Here is a 15298-nt window from a genome sequence, read left to right on the forward strand (position 1 = left end):
CGTCCTGTCCCCACGGGACGATCGCGGGTTCGCCCGAACCAGAACCAGGAGAGACCACCACTGTGGCCGTCAAGATTCGTCTGAAGCGTCTCGGCAAGATCCGTGCGCCGTACTACCGTGTCGTCGTCGCCGACTCGCGCACCAAGCGCGACGGTCGTGTGATCGAGGAGATCGGCAAGTACCACCCCACCGAGGAGCCCTCGTTCATCGAGATCACCTCGGACCGCGCCCAGTACTGGCTCGGCGTCGGCGCGCAGCCGACGGAGCAGGTGCTCGCGCTCCTCAAGGTCACCGGCGACTGGCAGAAGTTCAAGGGCCTGCCCGGCGCCGAGGGCACGCTCAAGGTCAAGGGCGAGAAGGTCGACCCGACCGCCGCCATCGAGGCCGCCGCCGCGGACGCCGAGAAGGTCAAGGCCAAGGCTGCCGAGAAGAAGACCGAGGCTCCGGCCGAGGAGACCGCCGACGCGGCCGACGAGGCCGCTGCCGACGAGCAGGCCTGATGATCGCCGAGGCCCTCGAGCACCTCGTGCGCGGCATCGTGGACAACCCGGACGACGTCCGCGTGGCCACGAAGACGCTGCGTCGCGGTGACCTGCTCGAGGTCCGGGTGCACCCGGAGGACCTCGGCCGCGTCATCGGTCGCGGCGGGCGCACCGCCCGTGCCCTGCGCACGGTCATCGGCGCGCTCGCGACCGACGGGCCGGTCCGCGTCGACGTCGTGGACGTCGACCGCCGCTGAGGCCCGCACCGACGACGCCCCGCGAGGGGCGACGGGCAAGGCCCGGTCCGCCACCGGCGGGCCGGGCCTTCCTGCGTCCGCCGCCGGAGGACCGGCGCACACCCGTCCCGACCAGGACCACACGAGGAGTCACGACGATGGAGCTGACCGTCGCGCGCGTCGGCAAGGCGCACGGGCTGCGAGGCGAGGTCGCCCTCGACCTGCGCACCGACGAGCCGGAGGAGCGCCTCGCGGTGGGGGAGCGTCTGGAGACGCGACCCGCCGACGCCGGCCCCCTCACCGTCGCCACCGTGCGCGTCCACCAGGGCCGCTGGCTCGTCGGCTTCGAGGGCGTGCGCGACCGCACGGGCGCCGAGGCGCTGCGGGGCATCGAGCTCGTCGTCGAGGTCGAGGCCTCCGACGAGGAGGACGCGTGGTACCCGCACGAGCTCGCCGGGCTGCGTGCCGAGAGCACGGACGGGCGCGTGCTGGGGCGCGTCGAGGGCCTCGAGCACCTGCCCGCGCACGACGTGCTCGTGCTGCGCGAGCCGGACGGCGCCCGCACCCTCGTGCCCTTCGTCCGGCAGATCGTGCCCGTCGTCGACGTGGCCGGCGGCCGGGTCGTGCTCGACCCGCCGGGCGGCCTGCTCGCGTCGGACGTGGAGCGCCTGGAGGTCGCGGCGCCGAGCGCCGGCGACGCGGCGGACGCGCCCGGGCCGCAGGACGCCCCGGCCGACGGCGAGGCCTGACGTGCGGATCGACGTCGTCACGATCTTCCCCGACTACCTCGCCGCGCTGGACCTGTCGCTCGTCGGCAAGGCACGCACGGCCGGGATCCTCGACCTGCGCGTCCACGACCTGCGCGACTGGACGTCGGACCGGCACCGCACGGTCGACGACACGCCGTTCGGCGGCGGCGCGGGCATGGTCATGCGTCCCGACGTGTGGGGGCGGGCGATCGACGACGTGTCCGGCCTGTCGGCCGAGGCGCCCGGGGGCGAGGCGAGCGCGGTGCACCTGGTCGTGCCGACGCCGTCGGGCGCGACCTTCACCCAGCGCACCGCGGAGGAGCTCGCGACGGAGGAGCACCTCGTCGTCGCCTGCGGACGCTACGAGGGCATCGACGCGCGCGTGGCGGAGCACTACCGTGCCGCCGGGATGCGCGTCAGCGAGCTCTCGATCGGCGACTACGTGCTCAACGGCGGCGAGGTGGCGGCGCTCGTGATGATCGAGGCCGTCGGGCGGCTGCTGCCCGGCGTCGTGGGCAACCCGGAGTCGCTCGTCGAGGAGTCGCACGGGGCCGCGGGGCTCCTGGAGTACCCCGTCTACACGAAGCCGCCCGTGTGGGACGACCTCGAGGTGCCCGACGTCCTGCTGTCCGGGCACCACGCCCGGATCCGGCGCTGGCGCCGGGACCAGGCCCTGCGTCGTACCGCCGGCCGCCGCCCGGACATGGTGCGCGCGCTCGACGTCGCGGCCCTCGACCGGCACGACCTGGCGGTCCTCGCGGAGGTCGGATGGGACGTCGTCGACGGACACCTGGAGCGCCCCGCCGACGACGCGCGCTGAGCCGGGCCGTGCGGCGCGGGCACGCGCGGTCGTCCGCGGCTGCCACGCCGACCCTCCGGTGTGGCAGAATGGTCGATCGGTGTGTGCCGCCCCGGATCTCTGCCACAGGGGAGCCCGCGCCCGATCCTCGGGCGGACTGGCACGACGGACCCGACGACCGCGAGGTCGACGACCGTCCACGCGCAGCACGGCACACCCCACCGATTCGACGACGGCCCGGCCTGTCCGGGCCCACGAGCACGCGTCCGACCTGTGGCGGGCGAGGAGAAGCACCATGCACACGCTGGACAGCGTCGACGCAGCATCGCTGCGCAGCGACGTCCCGGAGTTCCGTCCCGGCGACACGCTCAAGGTCAACGTCAAGGTCGTCGAGGGCACCCGCTCCCGCGTCCAGGCGTTCCAGGGTGTCGTCATCGCCCGTCAGGGCAGCGGCGTCCGCGAGACGTTCACGGTCCGCAAGATCAGCTTCGGCGTGGGTGTCGAGCGCACGTTCCCCGTGCACTCGCCGTCCATCGATTCCGTCGAGGTCGTGACGCGCGGTGACGTGCGTCGCGCCAAGCTGTACTACCTGCGCGCGCTGCGCGGCAAGAAGGCGAAGATCAAGGAGAAGCGCGACACCGCGCCCAACCGCTGATCGGCTGTCGACCGACACCGCCGCTCCGCTCGTCCGACGGCGGCCGTCCCTCCCGGGGCGGCCGCCGTCGGCGTACCCGCCGTCCGCCGTCCGCGGGCCGGTTCCGTTTCCCGGATCGCGGCCCGAGGTGGCATTGTGAACGCGTGACCGACAGCGCCCCGCCCCGCGGCCCGCAGCCCGACGCCGGCACCGAGCGCGCGGCGCTCGGCCCCGAGGACGACGGGCGCTCCCCGCACGGCCAGCACCTGGCGGCCGAGGGGGCGGAGAGCGCCCCGCGCGAGCGCCCGCGCAAGTCGTCGCTGCTGCGCGAGACCGCGATCATCGTGGTCAGCGCGCTCGTGCTCTCCCTGCTCATCAAGACGTTCCTCGTGCAGGCGTTCTTCATCCCGAGCGCCTCGATGGAGGACACGCTCGTCGAGGGCGACCGCGTGATGGTCTCCCGTCTCGTGCCCGGCGCGTTCGACGTGCACCGCGGCGACATCGTCGTGTTCAAGGACCCGGGCGGCTGGCTGCCGCCGCAGGAGCAGCAGGACGAGAGCCCGGTGTCCGAGGCCGTCCGCGCGGCGCTGACGTTCGTCGGACTCCTGCCGCAGGACACGGGGGAGCACCTCATCAAGCGCGTCATCGGCGTCCCGGGCGACCACGTCGTGTGCTGCGACGCCGAGGGCCGCGTGAGCGTCAACGACGTGCCCATCGACGAGACGTACATCAAGCCGGGGTCGATCCCCAGCCAGGACGCGTTCGACCACACGGTCCCTGCCGACATGCTGTTCGTCATGGGCGACAACCGGCAGAACTCCGCGGACTCGCGCTACAACACCGGCAAGCCCGGGGGTGGGTTCGTGCCGATGAGCAACGTCGTGGGCACGGCGTTCGTCAAGGTGTGGCCGTTGTCGCACGTCGGTCTGCTGCGCAACCCCGGCGACGTGTTCGCCGACGTCCCCGAGGTGGAGCCGTGACGCTCGACGCCGTCGCCCGGTCGGAGCCCGCGCGGGCTCCGGCGCGCCGGGCACCCGCCCGTCGTCGGCCCGACCTGCGCCAGGAGCGCGCCATGCTCCGCGACGGCGCGCGGCTCGTCGCCGGGATGGACGAGGTCGGTCGTGGCGCGCTCGCCGGGCCTGTGTCGGTCGGGGTCGTCGTCGTCGACCTCGCGACGAAGCCCTGCCCGCCCGGGCTCACCGACTCCAAGCTCCTCACCGCGGCGGCGCGCGAGGCGCTCGTGCCTCTCGCGCGCTCGTGGTGCGTCGCGTGGGCCGTGGGTCACGCGGGTCCGGCGGAGATCGACGCGCACGGGATCGTGGGCGCGCTCCGGCTCGCGGGCCGCCGTGCGCTCGCTCAGGTGCGCCGGACGGTCGGCGACGTCGACGCGGTCCTGCTCGACGGCAAGCACGACTGGCTGAGCCGCCCCTCGGCGGTCGACCTCTTCGAGGCGTTCGACCTCGACCCGCACGACGACGTCCGGCTCGTCGACCCGCGCGTGCGCACCCTCGTGAAGGCGGACCTGCAGTGCGCGTCGGTCGCTGCCGCGAGCGTGCTCGCGAAGACCGAGCGCGACGGCCTCATGACGAGCCTGGCGCGCCAGTACCCGGCCTTCGGGTGGGACCAGAACAAGGGCTACGGGGCGGCGGCGCACGTCGAGGCGCTGCGCGAGCACGGTCCGACGCCGCAGCACCGGCGGTCCTGGCGGCTGCCCGAGCGCGGTGACGCGGGCATCGACGTCCCCGCGTACGGCGACCCGGTCGACGTGCTCGAGCTCGACCCCGAGGCCGGTCTGCCGACGAGCTGAGCGGTGCCCTCCGACCGGTCCGGTGGCCGCCGATGGTCCATGATGGAGCCGTGAGCGCCGAAGACCTGGAGAACTACGAGACCGAGATGGAGCTCGCGCTGTACCGCGAGTACCGCGACGTGGTGGGCCTGTTCTCGTACGTGGTGGAGACCGAACGCCGTTTCTACCTGGCGAACCAGGTCGACCTGCAGGTGCGATCCGCCGCCGGTGAGGTCTACTTCGAGCTGCGGCTCGCCGACGCGTGGGTCTGGGACGTCTACCGCTCCGCGCGGTTCGTGAAGTCGGTGCGCGTCGTGACGTTCAAGGACGTGAACGTCGAGGAGCTCGCGAAGGCGGAGCTCCAGCTCTGACGCCCGTCGTGGCCGTGCACAGGACCGCTGCCTGACGGCGGCTCCACAGGCCGCCCGGCGCCCCTGGCGCCGCCCCCGCGCCCTGCCCCACGGTGGGCCGCGGAGGTGAGCCCATGGGAGCGAACGACGCCGTCGGGCGGTACGGGGAGAAGGTGGCCGCGGCCCACCTGGTCGAGGCGGGCTGGACGCTCCTCGACCGCAACTGGCGCGGGACGCGCGGCGAGCTCGATGTCGTCGCGCTCGACGGGGACGTGCTCGTGGCCGTCGAGGTCAAGACCCGGCGCGGCACGGGGTTCGGGCACCCGGCCCAGGCCGTCACGCCCGCGAAGCTCGGCCGCCTGCGCCGGCTCACGGGGGAGTGGCTCGCGACGCACGACGTCCGCGCCCGATCGGTCCGGATCGACGTCGTCGCGGTCCTCGTGGCGCGTGCCGGTGCGGCACGGGTCGAGCACCTCGTCGGGGTGAGCGCCTGATGGGGCTCGGGACCACACGCGCGGTCGCGCTCGTCGGGCTCTCCGGTCACGTCGTCGAGGTGCAGGCCCACCTCGCGGCGTCCGTCCCCGGCTTCGTCCTCGTGGGGCTGCCGGACACCGCCCTGAGCGAGTCGCGCGACCGTGTGCGCGCGGCGGTGACCTCCTCGGGCATCGCGTGGCCCCAGCGCAAGGTCACGATCAACCTCTCGCCGGCGGCGCTGCCCAAGTCCGGGACGGGCTTCGACGTCGCGATCGCCGTCGCGCTGCTCGCCGGTGCCCAGGTGCTGCCCGCGGGTGCGGCGGACGGCGTCGTGCACCTGGGCGAGCTCGGGCTCGACGGCCGGCTCCAGCCGGTCCGCGGGGTCCTGCCGGCCGTGGCGGCGGCGGTCGCCGCCGGGTTCCCGGACGTCGTGGTGCCGGCGGCGGACGTGGCGGAGGCGCGCCTCGTTCCCGGTGCCCGGGTGGTCGGGGCGGCGAGCCTCGCGGACGTCGCGCGGCTCCACGGCGCGTCGCTGGAGGGTGCGGACGAGGCGGCCGCGCCGGTCGTGGTCCCGCGCCCCGTCGTGCCCGTGGCCCGCCCCGGGGACCTCTCGGAGGTCGTCGGGCAGGACGAGGCGCGGCACGCGCTCGAGGTGGCGGCCGCGGGCGGCCACCACCTGCTGCTCGTCGGGGCGCCGGGTGCGGGCAAGACGATGCTCGCGTCGCGGCTCCCGGGGATCCTGCCGGACCTCACGGAGAGCGAGGCGGTCGAGGTCACCGCCGTCCACTCGGTGGCCGGGGTGTTCGACCCCGGCGCGGGGCTGGTCCACCGCCCGCCGTACGAGGACCCGCACCACACCGCGACGCCCGCCGCCATCGTCGGCGGGGGCAGCGGCCTGCCGCGCCCCGGGGCCGCGTCGCGCGCGCACCGGGGCGTGCTCTTCCTCGACGAGGCACCCGAGTTCGGCGCCCGCGTCCTCCAGACGCTGCGCCAGCCGCTCGAGCACGGCGAGCTCGTCATCCACCGGGCGGGCGGGACGGCGCGCTACCCCGCACGCTTCCAGCTCGTCCTCGCCGCCAACCCGTGCCCGTGCGGCCAGGGCGTCGGCAAGGGCCTCGAGTGCACGTGCTCGTCGGTGGCGCAGCGACGGTACTTCGGGCGGCTCTCCGGCCCGCTCCTCGACCGCGTGGACGTGCAGGTCGAGGTCCGGCCGGTGACCCGGGTCGAGCGCGCGCGAGCAGCGGCCCCGGAGCCGAGCGCGGTCGTCGCGGCGCGGGTCGCCGCGGCCCGGGAGGCGGCCGCGTCCCGCCTCGGCGGCACGCCGTGGCGCACCAACGGCGAGGTGCCCGGCACCTGGCTGCGCGAGCAGCTCGGCCCCGACTCCGGCCTCCTGGCGGACGTGGACCGCGCGCTCGACCGCGGCACACTGAGCCTGCGGGGCGCGGACCGCGTCCTGCGCCTCGCCTGGACCGTCGCCGACCTGGCCGGGCGCGCCGCGCCCACCCGGGCGGACGTCGGGACCGGGCTCGCGCTGCGCACCCGGGGCTACCGTGCCTGAGCGCGGGTCGGGCACCGGGGACGGGCGCCCGGTGTTCGACGTCCTCGACGAACGCCTCGCGCGCGCGGCGTGGTCGCGCGTCGCGGAACCGGGCGACCAGGTCGCGGTCGCGCTCGTCGACCAGCTCGGCGCCGGTCCCGCGCTCGAGTGGCTCCACGAGGCGGCCCGTGACCCGGCCGGTGCGCGTCGCGCGCTGGTCCGGCTCGCGGACGACGGCGCGCCCGGCGGCTTCCCTCCGGCCCGGGAAGGGCCGACGAGCGTCCCCGCGGTCGGACCCGCTCCCGACACGTGCGAGGACGGGACCGGCCCGGTGGTGCGCTCGACCGACCCGGGAGTGACCGCGCGCGACCCGGTGGGCCGGTCGACCGACGCGCGCGTGACGGAGCACGACCCGCGCGCCCGGTCGGTGGCCCGGCTCCTGCGCGCCGTCGGGCGGTGGGCGCCGCGCCTCGACGGGCTGGACCCTCGCCGTGAGCTGCGCGTGCTCGATCGCCTCGGCGGCACTCTCGTCGTGCCGGGCGACGACCGGTGGCCATCCGGCCTCGACGACCTCGGCCCCGTGCGCCCGCTCGCGCTGTGGGTGCGAGGGAGCGCGGGGGTGCAGGACCTCGCCGCGCGCTCGGTCGCGGTGGTCGGCGCCCGCGCCTGCACCGACTACGGCCGCCACGTGACGGGTGAGATCGCGGCGGGGCTCGTGGCGCGGGGCTTCACCGTCGTGTCCGGCGGTGCGTACGGTATCGACGCGGCGGCGCACCGGGCGGCGATCCTCTCCGGCGGACCGACGGTCGCGTTCCTCGCGGGCGGCGCGGACCGGTTCTACCCGGCCGGGAACGCCGACCTGCTCCGCTCGGTCGTCGAGGCGGGCGGCGCGGTCGTCTCGGAGGTCCCGCCCGGATCGGTCCCGAGCCGGGTGCGGTTCCTCCTGCGCAACCGGCTGATCGCGGCGTTCGCGAGCGCGACGGTCGTCGTCGAGGCGGCCTGGCGCTCGGGCTCGCTCAGCACGGCGTCGCGCGCCGCGGAGCTCTCGCGACCGGTGGGTGCCGTGCCCGGGCCCGTGACGTCGATGGCGTCGACCGGGTGCCACCGGCTGCTGCGCGACGGCGTGGCGGTGTGCGTCACCGACGTGGACGAGGTCGTCGAGCTCGCGGGCGACCTCGCGCGGGACGCGGCACCGGCCGCACCCGCCCCGAGCTCGTGGCGTGCGGCGCACTCCGCCCCGTACGACGACCTGGACCCTGTCGAGACACGTACCTGGGACGCGCTCCCGCTGCGTGCCGGAGCCACGACCGAGGCGATGGCTCGCGCCGCCGGTCTTGCCGTGACGGACGTGGTCGGTGCGCTGGGGAGACTCGAGGCCCGCGGCCTCGCCGAGCGGGCGCCTGTCGGCTGGCGGCGGGTGCGTGAGCCATGAGCCGCGCGCCTCGCGCCGCCTCGTGCCTCGCGCCGCCTCGTGCCTCGCGCCTCGCGCCGCCTCGTGCCTCGCGCCGCGCGGCGCCTCGCGGGCAGACTGTCGTAGGCGGTGCGCCGTGAGCCACGGGTGGTGAGCAGTGCACGGTGAGCGGAGCGCCTCCGCGGGCCCGGGCCCGCCGCGCGCGAGACTGGGGGAGTGACACGAGCCGACCCCACCGAGGAACGTGCCGCGGACGAGCGCACCGCGGCGCCCGGCGTCGCGCTGCCCGAGGCGATGCGTGCCGCGCTCGCGGACTTCGCGGTGTACCTCGAGGTGGCGCAGGGGACGTCGGCGCACACGGTCCGCGCCTACACCGGCGACGTCGAGTCGCTGCTTCGGCACGCCGTCCGCCACGGTGCGTCGGTGCCGCGTGACGTCGACCTCGCGGCGCTGCGTGCGTGGCTCACCACGCAGTCGGAGCGCGGGCTGGCTCGCGCGACCCTCGCCCGACGTGGTGCGGCGGCGCGGGCGTTCTTCGACTGGGCGCGGCGCACCGGACGCGTCGACTCCGACCCGGCGGCGCGGCTCGCGAGCCCGCGCGTGCCCCGCACCCTGCCGACCGTCCTCGCGGTCGACGCGGCGGCGCGCATGCTCGACGCCGCACGCGAGTCCGCCGTCGAGGGCGAGCCGGCCCGGCTGCGCGAGTGGGCCGCCGTCGAGCTCCTCTACGGGGCGGGGATCCGCGTCGGCGAGCTCGCGGGGGTCGACGTCGACGACGTGGACCTCGCGCAGCGGGTGGTACGCGTGCTCGGGAAGGGCGACAAGGAGCGTGTCGTGCCGTTCGGCGTGCCGGCGGCGCGCGCGGTGACCCGCTGGCTCGACGTGGGCCGGCCCGCCCTCGTCACCGCGCGCTCGGGCGCCGCGCTCCTGCTGGGCGACCGCGGCGGACGCTGGGGGCAGCGGCAGGTCCGCGAGGCGGTGCACCGCCTCGCGGCGGCCGCGGGCGTCGACGACGTCGCTCCGCACGACCTGCGGCACAGCGCCGCGACGCACCTCCTCGCGGGAGGCTCGGACCTGCGCAGCGTGCAGGAGATCCTCGGGCACTCTTCGCTCGCGACGACGCAGCGCTACACGCACGTGACGGCGGAGCGGCTGCGCAGCTCGTTCGAGCAGGCGTTTCCGCGCGCCTGAGCGCGTCCTCGTGGGAGCCCCGGTCGGCCGTCGCCGAGGGCGGAGCAGCACGCCCGGGGTTCCCGCGCGCGTGAGCGCGTCGTCGCGGACGGCCCGGTCAGCCCTCACCGAGGGGCAGCAGCACGATCGGGGGCCGGTCGCCGAGGAGAGCCAGCGGGTCGAGATAGCGCTCGCCGCGACGCACGCCCCAGTGCACGCACGTGGCGGCGCAGTGGCTCCCCGGGGCGCTCTCCGCGCGCTGCACCGTGCCGAGCACGGAGCCGGGCGCGACACGCTCGCCGCGCCCGACCGACGCCGTCACCGGCTCGAGCGAGGTGCGCAGCCCGTCGTCGTGCAGGACGACGACCACGTCGCGGCCCGCCACGGGCCCGGTGAACGACACCACGCCGGGAGCAGGCGAGAGGACGGTCTCGGCGGGGGCGGCCGCGAGGTCGACGCCGCGGTGTCCTGGCAGCCAGTCGTGCTCGGGCGGGTCGAACGGTGCGAGCACGCCCAGGTCGGCGACGTCCCGGTCGAGCGGGGGGACCCACCCGGTCGACGCAGCTCCAGACCCGGCGTCCGGGGCCGTCGCCGCCCCGGCGACGGGCGTGCCGAGGGTGACGATCACGCCGAGCGCCAGGACGGCCCCGCGCACCCGGGCACGACGCCGGGTGGCGCGGCCGGGCGGGAGGCCGGCCAGGTGGCCGTGCGAGCGCCCGACGCCACCGCCCCGCGGCCGATCGGGCGGATGCGCCGGGCGACGGCCGGACGCGCGGGCGGACGAGCGGGCGGACGGGACACGGGCGTGGTCGACGGTCACTGCGCCAGCGTGCCGGAGGAACGCGAGCAGGCGCGGGCGCGGCGGCCCCGGCTGTGGACGAGCGGTCCGTGCGACGGCGCACGACGGCGGCTGTGGTCGGCCCTGCCGTCGGGTAGACTTGCCGCTGCGACCGGCGCGTTCGCCGTGCCCGGCCCGAGGGACCACCTCGGCCGAGGACGGAGCCGGTCGACTTCGCGCGTCACGTCCTCGCCCTCGTCTCCCGGTCCGTCCGGGTCCCGGGCGGGGCCGCGTCCGGCGTCGGTCCTGCTCGCACCGTCCACGGTGCGTCGCAGGCGTCGGCACGGGTGGCGCCAGGGGTGCGACCACCAGGGTCGTCACCGACAACCGCACCGCGGCCCGTCCCACGGGAGGGGCCGCCAGAAGCGTGCGTGCACCGGGTGGATCCCGGGCCGCACGGCGAAAGGACGTGTCATGGCCGTCGTGACCATGCGCCAGCTCCTCGAGAGCGGTGTCCACTTCGGGCACCAGACCCGCCGTTGGAACCCGAAGATGAAGCGCTTCATCTTCACCGAGCGCAACGGCATCTACATCGTCGACCTCCAGCAGTCGCTGTCGTACATCGACCGCGCGTACGAGTTCGTCAAGGAGACCGTCGCGCACGGCGGCTCCATCCTCTTCGTCGGCACCAAGAAGCAGGCCCAGGAGCCCGTGGCCGAGCAGGCCGCGCGCGTCGGGATGCCCTACGTGAACCACCGCTGGCTCGGCGGCATGCTCACGAACTTCACCACGGTGCACAAGCGTCTCCAGCGCCTCAAGGAGCTCGAGGAGATCGACTTCGACGACGTCGCCGGCTCGGCGCTCACGAAGAAGGAGCTCCTCGTCCTGCGTCGCGAGAAGGACAAGCTCGCCCGCACGCTCGGCGGCATCCGCGACATGGCGAAGGTCCCCTCCGCCGTGTGGATCGTCGACACGAACAAGGAGCACCTCGCGGTCGACGAGGCGCGCAAGCTCCACATCCCGATCGTCGCGATCCTCGACACCAACTGCGACCCCGACGTCGTGGACTACAAGATCCCGGGCAACGACGACGCGATCCGCTCCGTGACGCTGCTCACGCGTGTCATCGCGGACGCCGTCGCCGAGGGTCTGCTCCAGCGTCACTCGGGCCGCTCGGGCGCGGAGGCCGAGGCGGGCGCCTCCGCCGAGCCGCTGGCCGAGTGGGAGCGCGAGCTCCTCGCCGGCGCCGAGCAGCAGCTCGAGGCGGACGAGAAGGCCGCCGAGGCGAACGTCGAGGCCGCCGCGGCCGAGGGCGTGGCCGAGGCTGCCGCCGAGGTCGCCGCCGAGGAGCCGGGCGACGCCACCGCCGAGGTCGTCGAGGAGGCCGCCGCCGAGGCTGCCGTCGTCGCGGACGCCGAGGCCGTGGTCGCCGACGCCGAGGCCGACGAGACCAAGTGACGTCCCGGGGTGCGCGACGGGCGACCGTCGCGCACCCCGTGCCGTACCACCGGCGTACCGGGCACCGACGCGGTGCCGCCAGCACGTCGCTTGTGACGAAGTACCCGTGACGAACCACGAGTGAGGAACCACCATGGCGAACTACACCGCCGCTGACATCAAGGCCCTGCGCGAGCGCACCGGCGCCGGCATGCTCGACGTCAAGAAGGCTCTCGACGAGGCGGGCGGCGACGCGGACAAGGCGCTCGAGATCATCCGTGTCAAGGGTCTGAAGGGCGTCGCCAAGCGCGAGGGCCGCTCGACCTCCGAGGGCCTCGTCGCCGTCGACATCCGCGACACCGAGGGTGGCCAGGTCGCGACGCTCATCGAGCTGAACTCCGAGACGGACTTCGTCGCGAAGAACGACACGTTCATCTCCCTCGCGGACCGCGTGCTCAAGGCCGCGGCCGAGGCCGGTGCGCGCGACGCGGACGCGGCGCTCGCCGCGGACGCGGACGGCGAGACCGTCCAGCAGGTCATCGACAACCAGGCCGCGACGCTCGGCGAGAAGATCGTCCTGCGCCGCGTGACCCGCGTCGCGGGCGAGCGCGTCACCGCGTACCTGCACCGCACCGCGCGCGACCTGCCGCCGTCGATCGGCGTCGTCGTCGCCACGGACGCCGCGGGCGAGGCCGTCGCGAAGGACGTCGCGCAGCACGTCGCCGCGATGTCCCCGACGTACCTCTCGCGCGACGAGGTCCCGGCCGAGACGGTCGAGAACGAGCGCCGCATCGCCGAGGAGACCTCGCGCAACGAGGGCAAGCCCGAGGCCGCGCTGCCGAAGATCGTCGAGGGTCGTCTCAACGGCTTCTTCAAGGACGTCGTCCTCGTCGACCAGCCGCTCGCGAAGGACCCGAAGAAGACGGTCGGCCAGGTCGTCTCCGAGGCCGGCGGCACCATCACGGAGTTCGTCCGGTACCGCGTCGGCGCCTGACGCCCCCGTCGGCCCGGCCCCGTCGTCTCGTGGACGGCGGGTCCGGGCCGACCGCGCACCCGGGCCCGGCCCGGACGCGCGACGACCGCCGACGTGCCGCACCATCAGGTGGACGACGGCGGAGCACGACCACCCCGCCCCACCGGGCCAGGACGAAGGACAGGTGTCGACAGTGACGGCAGGCGAGCAGACCGAGCCCCGGACGGGGACCGAGCACCGGCGGGTGCTCCTCAAGCTGTCGGGCGAGACGTTCGGCGGCGGGCAGATCGGCCTCGCGCCCGACGTCGTCCAGCGCGTCGCCCAGGAGATCGCGGCCGCGGTCGAGCAGGGCGTCCAGGTCGCCATCGTGGTCGGTGGCGGCAACTTCTTCCGCGGGGCGGAGCTCTCCCAGCGCGGGCTCGACCGCGCTCGTGCCGACTACATGGGCATGCTGGGCACGGTGATGAACTGCCTCGCGCTCCAGGACTTCCTCGAGCAGGCGGGGGTGAAGACGCGCGTGCAGACCGCCATCGCGATGGGCCAGGTCGCCGAGCCGTACATCCCGCTGCGCGCGATCCGGCACCTCGAGAAGGGCCGCGTCGTCATCTTCGGCGCCGGGGCCGGGATGCCGTACTTCTCGACCGACACGGTCTCCGTGCAGCGCGCCCTCGAGACGCACTGCCAGGAGGTCCTCATGGGCAAGAACGGCGTGGACGGCGTCTACACGGCGGACCCGCGCACGGACCCCTCGGCCACCAAGCTCGACCACCTCACCTACACCGACGCGCTCGTCAACGACCTCGGGGTCATGGACGCGACGGCGCTGAGCCTCTGCCGGGACAACGACGTGCGGATGCGCGTGTTCGGCATGAGCGAGCCGGGGAACGTCACGCGTGCCCTGGTCGGCGAGAATATTGGCACACTGGTCACGACCGACTGACACCGGTGCGCCCACGCCGGTGACCCCGGCTGCGACCGCACGGACCGACCCACGACGAACGACGAAGGAGCACTGGTGATCGACGAGACCCTCCTCGAGGCCGAGGAGAAGATGGACAAGGCCGTCGAGGTGGCCAAGGAGGACTTCGCCGCGATCCGCACCGGCCGTGCGAACGCCGCGATGTTCAACAAGATCACGGTCGACTACTACGGCGCCCCGACGCCGTTGCAGCAGCTCGCGTCGTTCACGGTGACCGAGGCGCGCACGATCCTCGTCTCGCCGTTCGACAAGAGCTCGATGACCGCGGTGGAGAAGGCGCTGCGCGACTCCGACCTCGGCGTGAACCCCTCGAACGACGGCAACGTCATCCGGGTCGTGCTGCCCGCTCTCACCGAGGAGCGCCGTCGTGACTTCGTGAAGCTCGCGAAGTCCAAGGCGGAGGACTCGCGCGTCGCGATCCGCAACGTCCGCCGTCGGGCCAAGGAGGAGCTGGACCGCATCGCGCGCGACGGCGAGGCCGGCGAGGACGAGGTCGGGCGCGCCGAGAAGGAGCTCGAGGGCCTCACGAAGACGCACGTCGACCAGGTCGACGCGCTCCTCGCGGGCAAGGAGAGCGAGCTGCTCGAGGTCTGAGCACCTCGTTCGGCGAGCTCCTCCACGCACCGATGACCGATACCTCCTCGACGGCCGCAGGCGAAGGCACCACCGCGGCGCGCGCACCCAAGGCGGGCCGCAACCTTCCCGTGGCGATCGCGGTGGGCCTCGGCCTGCTCGCGCTCGTCGCGGTCAGCCTCGCCTTCCGGCCCGAGCTCTTCGTGCTGCTCGCGACCGTCGCGGTGGGCGCGGCGCTGTGGGAGCTCGCCCAGGCGTTCCGGCGCCGCGACCTGCACCTCCCGCTGCTCCCGCTCCTCGTGGGCACGGTCGGCATCCTCGTCTCCTCGTACTACTCGGGACCCGAGGCGCTGCTCGTCTCCTTCATGCTCACGGTGGCGGGGGCGGTGGTGTGGCGCGTGATCGACGGGTCGGGCACGGCCGCCGTGCGCGACGCCGCCGCCGCGACGTTCGCGGCGGCGTACCTGCCGTTCATGGCGGGCTTCGTCATGCTCATGCTGGCCGCGCCGGACGGTCGGGTGCGCGTCCTGCTGTTCATCCTGCTCGCGGTCGCGAACGACGTCGGCGGGTACGTCGCGGGCGTCCTGTTCGGGCGGCACCCGCTCGCCCCGTCCGTGAGCCCCAAGAAGTCGTGGGAGGGGCTCGCCGGGTCGTTCGTCCTCGCGACCGCCGTCGGGGTCGTCGGCGCTGTGGTGGGGCTCGGCGCGAGCCCGCTGCTCGGCGTCGCGCTGGGCGTCCTGGCCCCGCTCACGGCGACGATCGGCGACCTCGCCGAGTCCATGATCAAGCGGGACCTAGAATTGAAGGACATGGGGTCGCTCCTGCCCGGCCACGGAGGCATCCTCGACCGGCTCGACTCCATGCTCCTCACCGCCCCGTTCGTGTACGTGCTGCTCGCTCTGGCCGTCTGACGGCCCGGCTCACGGCGCG

At 74.9% G+C, this 15298-nt stretch carries 18 protein-coding genes; 17 read left to right on the forward strand and 1 reads right to left on the reverse strand.

From position 1 onward, the window contains the following. The first annotated feature begins 62 nt into the window (after positions 1 to 62). From rpsP to ACZ4MO_RS14685, 12 genes are all read left to right on the forward strand, one after another. Positions 63 to 500: a 30S ribosomal protein S16 gene (rpsP, locus tag ACZ4MO_RS14630; protein WP_021482888.1), complete on the forward strand. Its 438-nt coding sequence runs from the start codon at positions 63 to 65 to the stop codon at positions 498 to 500. After that, positions 500 to 739 carry an RNA-binding protein gene (locus ACZ4MO_RS14635; protein WP_061268928.1) on the forward strand — a complete coding sequence of 80 codons (240 nt, stop codon included), beginning with the start codon at positions 500 to 502 and terminating at the stop codon, positions 737 to 739. The genes rpsP and ACZ4MO_RS14635 overlap by 1 nt, the downstream gene beginning before the upstream one ends. Positions 740 to 876: 137 nt before the next feature. After that, on the forward strand, positions 877 to 1467 hold the full coding sequence (gene rimM, locus ACZ4MO_RS14640) for a ribosome maturation factor RimM (RefSeq protein ID WP_175009608.1): 591 nt from the start codon (positions 877 to 879) through the stop codon (positions 1465 to 1467). A gap of 1 nt (position 1468) precedes the next feature. Then, positions 1469 to 2287: a tRNA (guanosine(37)-N1)-methyltransferase TrmD gene (gene trmD, locus ACZ4MO_RS14645; protein WP_175009607.1), complete on the forward strand. Its 819-nt coding sequence runs from the start codon at positions 1469 to 1471 to the stop codon at positions 2285 to 2287. A 274-nt stretch (positions 2288 to 2561) separates the two neighbouring features. After that, positions 2562 to 2921 (forward strand): 50S ribosomal protein L19, encoded by a 360-nt coding sequence (gene rplS, locus ACZ4MO_RS14650; protein ID WP_074809982.1) that lies wholly within the window; start codon positions 2562 to 2564, stop codon positions 2919 to 2921. A gap of 143 nt (positions 2922 to 3064) precedes the next feature. Beyond that, the gene (lepB, locus tag ACZ4MO_RS14655) at positions 3065 to 3880 is read left to right on the forward strand and encodes a signal peptidase I (protein ID WP_425458019.1); all 816 of its coding nucleotides are present in this window, start codon (positions 3065 to 3067) and stop codon (positions 3878 to 3880) included. Continuing rightward, a complete protein-coding gene (rnhB, locus tag ACZ4MO_RS14660) occupies positions 3877 to 4707 on the forward strand; it encodes a ribonuclease HII (protein ID WP_499279141.1) in 831 nt (276 codons plus the stop codon). The genes lepB and rnhB overlap by 4 nt, the downstream gene beginning before the upstream one ends. Before the next feature lie 50 nt (positions 4708 to 4757). Next, positions 4758 to 5057 carry a DUF2469 domain-containing protein gene (locus tag ACZ4MO_RS14665; RefSeq protein WP_024840525.1) on the forward strand — a complete coding sequence of 100 codons (300 nt, stop codon included), beginning with the start codon at positions 4758 to 4760 and terminating at the stop codon, positions 5055 to 5057. A gap of 113 nt (positions 5058 to 5170) precedes the next feature. Beyond that, complete coding sequence (locus ACZ4MO_RS14670) at positions 5171 to 5530, forward strand: YraN family protein (protein WP_021483325.1); 360 nt, start codon at positions 5171 to 5173, stop codon at positions 5528 to 5530. Further along, positions 5530 to 7068, forward strand: a complete 1539-nt coding sequence (locus ACZ4MO_RS14675) for a YifB family Mg chelatase-like AAA ATPase (RefSeq protein WP_175009606.1) — start codon at positions 5530 to 5532, stop codon at positions 7066 to 7068. The genes ACZ4MO_RS14670 and ACZ4MO_RS14675 overlap by 1 nt, the downstream gene beginning before the upstream one ends. 31 nt (positions 7069 to 7099) lie before the next feature. Continuing rightward, complete coding sequence (gene dprA, locus ACZ4MO_RS14680; protein ID WP_255437332.1) at positions 7100 to 8479, forward strand: DNA-processing protein DprA; 1380 nt, start codon at positions 7100 to 7102, stop codon at positions 8477 to 8479. Between the two features lie 195 nt (positions 8480 to 8674). Beyond that, positions 8675 to 9649 (forward strand): tyrosine recombinase XerC, encoded by a 975-nt coding sequence (locus tag ACZ4MO_RS14685; protein WP_499279143.1) that lies wholly within the window; start codon positions 8675 to 8677, stop codon positions 9647 to 9649. Positions 9650 to 9746: 97 nt separating this feature from the next. Here ACZ4MO_RS14685 and ACZ4MO_RS14690 read toward each other — a convergent pair whose 3' ends face one another. Beyond that, positions 9747 to 10256, reverse strand: coding sequence for a murein hydrolase activator EnvC family protein (locus ACZ4MO_RS14690; protein ID WP_499279145.1), 510 nt, complete (start codon positions 10254 to 10256; stop codon positions 9747 to 9749). Positions 10257 to 10880: 624 nt separating this feature from the next. On the opposite strand from ACZ4MO_RS14690, the gene rpsB reads away from it, so the two are divergent. From rpsB to ACZ4MO_RS14715, 5 genes are all read left to right on the forward strand, one after another. Then, positions 10881 to 11864 (forward strand): 30S ribosomal protein S2, encoded by a 984-nt coding sequence (rpsB, locus tag ACZ4MO_RS14695; protein ID WP_034652460.1) that lies wholly within the window; start codon positions 10881 to 10883, stop codon positions 11862 to 11864. 133 nt (positions 11865 to 11997) lie between these two features. Further along, positions 11998 to 12837, forward strand: coding sequence for a translation elongation factor Ts (tsf, locus tag ACZ4MO_RS14700; protein WP_034652463.1), 840 nt, complete (start codon positions 11998 to 12000; stop codon positions 12835 to 12837). 172 nt (positions 12838 to 13009) lie between these two features. Next, positions 13010 to 13756: a UMP kinase gene (gene pyrH / locus ACZ4MO_RS14705; protein ID WP_085951303.1), complete on the forward strand. Its 747-nt coding sequence runs from the start codon at positions 13010 to 13012 to the stop codon at positions 13754 to 13756. A gap of 75 nt (positions 13757 to 13831) precedes the next feature. Further along, the gene (gene frr, locus ACZ4MO_RS14710; protein ID WP_074809986.1) at positions 13832 to 14389 is read left to right on the forward strand and encodes a ribosome recycling factor; all 558 of its coding nucleotides are present in this window, start codon (positions 13832 to 13834) and stop codon (positions 14387 to 14389) included. A 32-nt stretch (positions 14390 to 14421) separates the two neighbouring features. Next, positions 14422 to 15279, forward strand: coding sequence for a phosphatidate cytidylyltransferase (locus ACZ4MO_RS14715; protein WP_021482016.1), 858 nt, complete (start codon positions 14422 to 14424; stop codon positions 15277 to 15279). The last annotated feature ends 19 nt before the right edge of the window (positions 15280 to 15298 follow it).

Source organism: Sphaerisporangium cinnabarinum (assembly GCF_055567015.1).

Coding starts and splice junctions, on each gene's coding strand:
- ACZ4MO_RS14635 (WP_061268928.1), top strand. CDS start 500: ATGATCGCCGAGGCCCTCGAGCACCTCGTGCGCGGCATCGTGGACAAC.
- rimM (WP_175009608.1), top strand. CDS start 877: ATGGAGCTGACCGTCGCGCGCGTCGGCAAGGCGCACGGGCTGCGAGGC.
- rplS (WP_074809982.1), top strand. CDS start 2,562: ATGCACACGCTGGACAGCGTCGACGCAGCATCGCTGCGCAGCGACGTC.
- ACZ4MO_RS14670 (WP_021483325.1), top strand. CDS start 5,171: ATGGGAGCGAACGACGCCGTCGGGCGGTACGGGGAGAAGGTGGCCGCG.
- ACZ4MO_RS14675 (WP_175009606.1), top strand. CDS start 5,530: ATGGGGCTCGGGACCACACGCGCGGTCGCGCTCGTCGGGCTCTCCGGT.
- rpsB (WP_034652460.1), top strand. CDS start 10,881: ATGGCCGTCGTGACCATGCGCCAGCTCCTCGAGAGCGGTGTCCACTTC.
- tsf (WP_034652463.1), top strand. CDS start 11,998: ATGGCGAACTACACCGCCGCTGACATCAAGGCCCTGCGCGAGCGCACC.
- ACZ4MO_RS14715 (WP_021482016.1), top strand. CDS start 14,422: ATGACCGATACCTCCTCGACGGCCGCAGGCGAAGGCACCACCGCGGCG.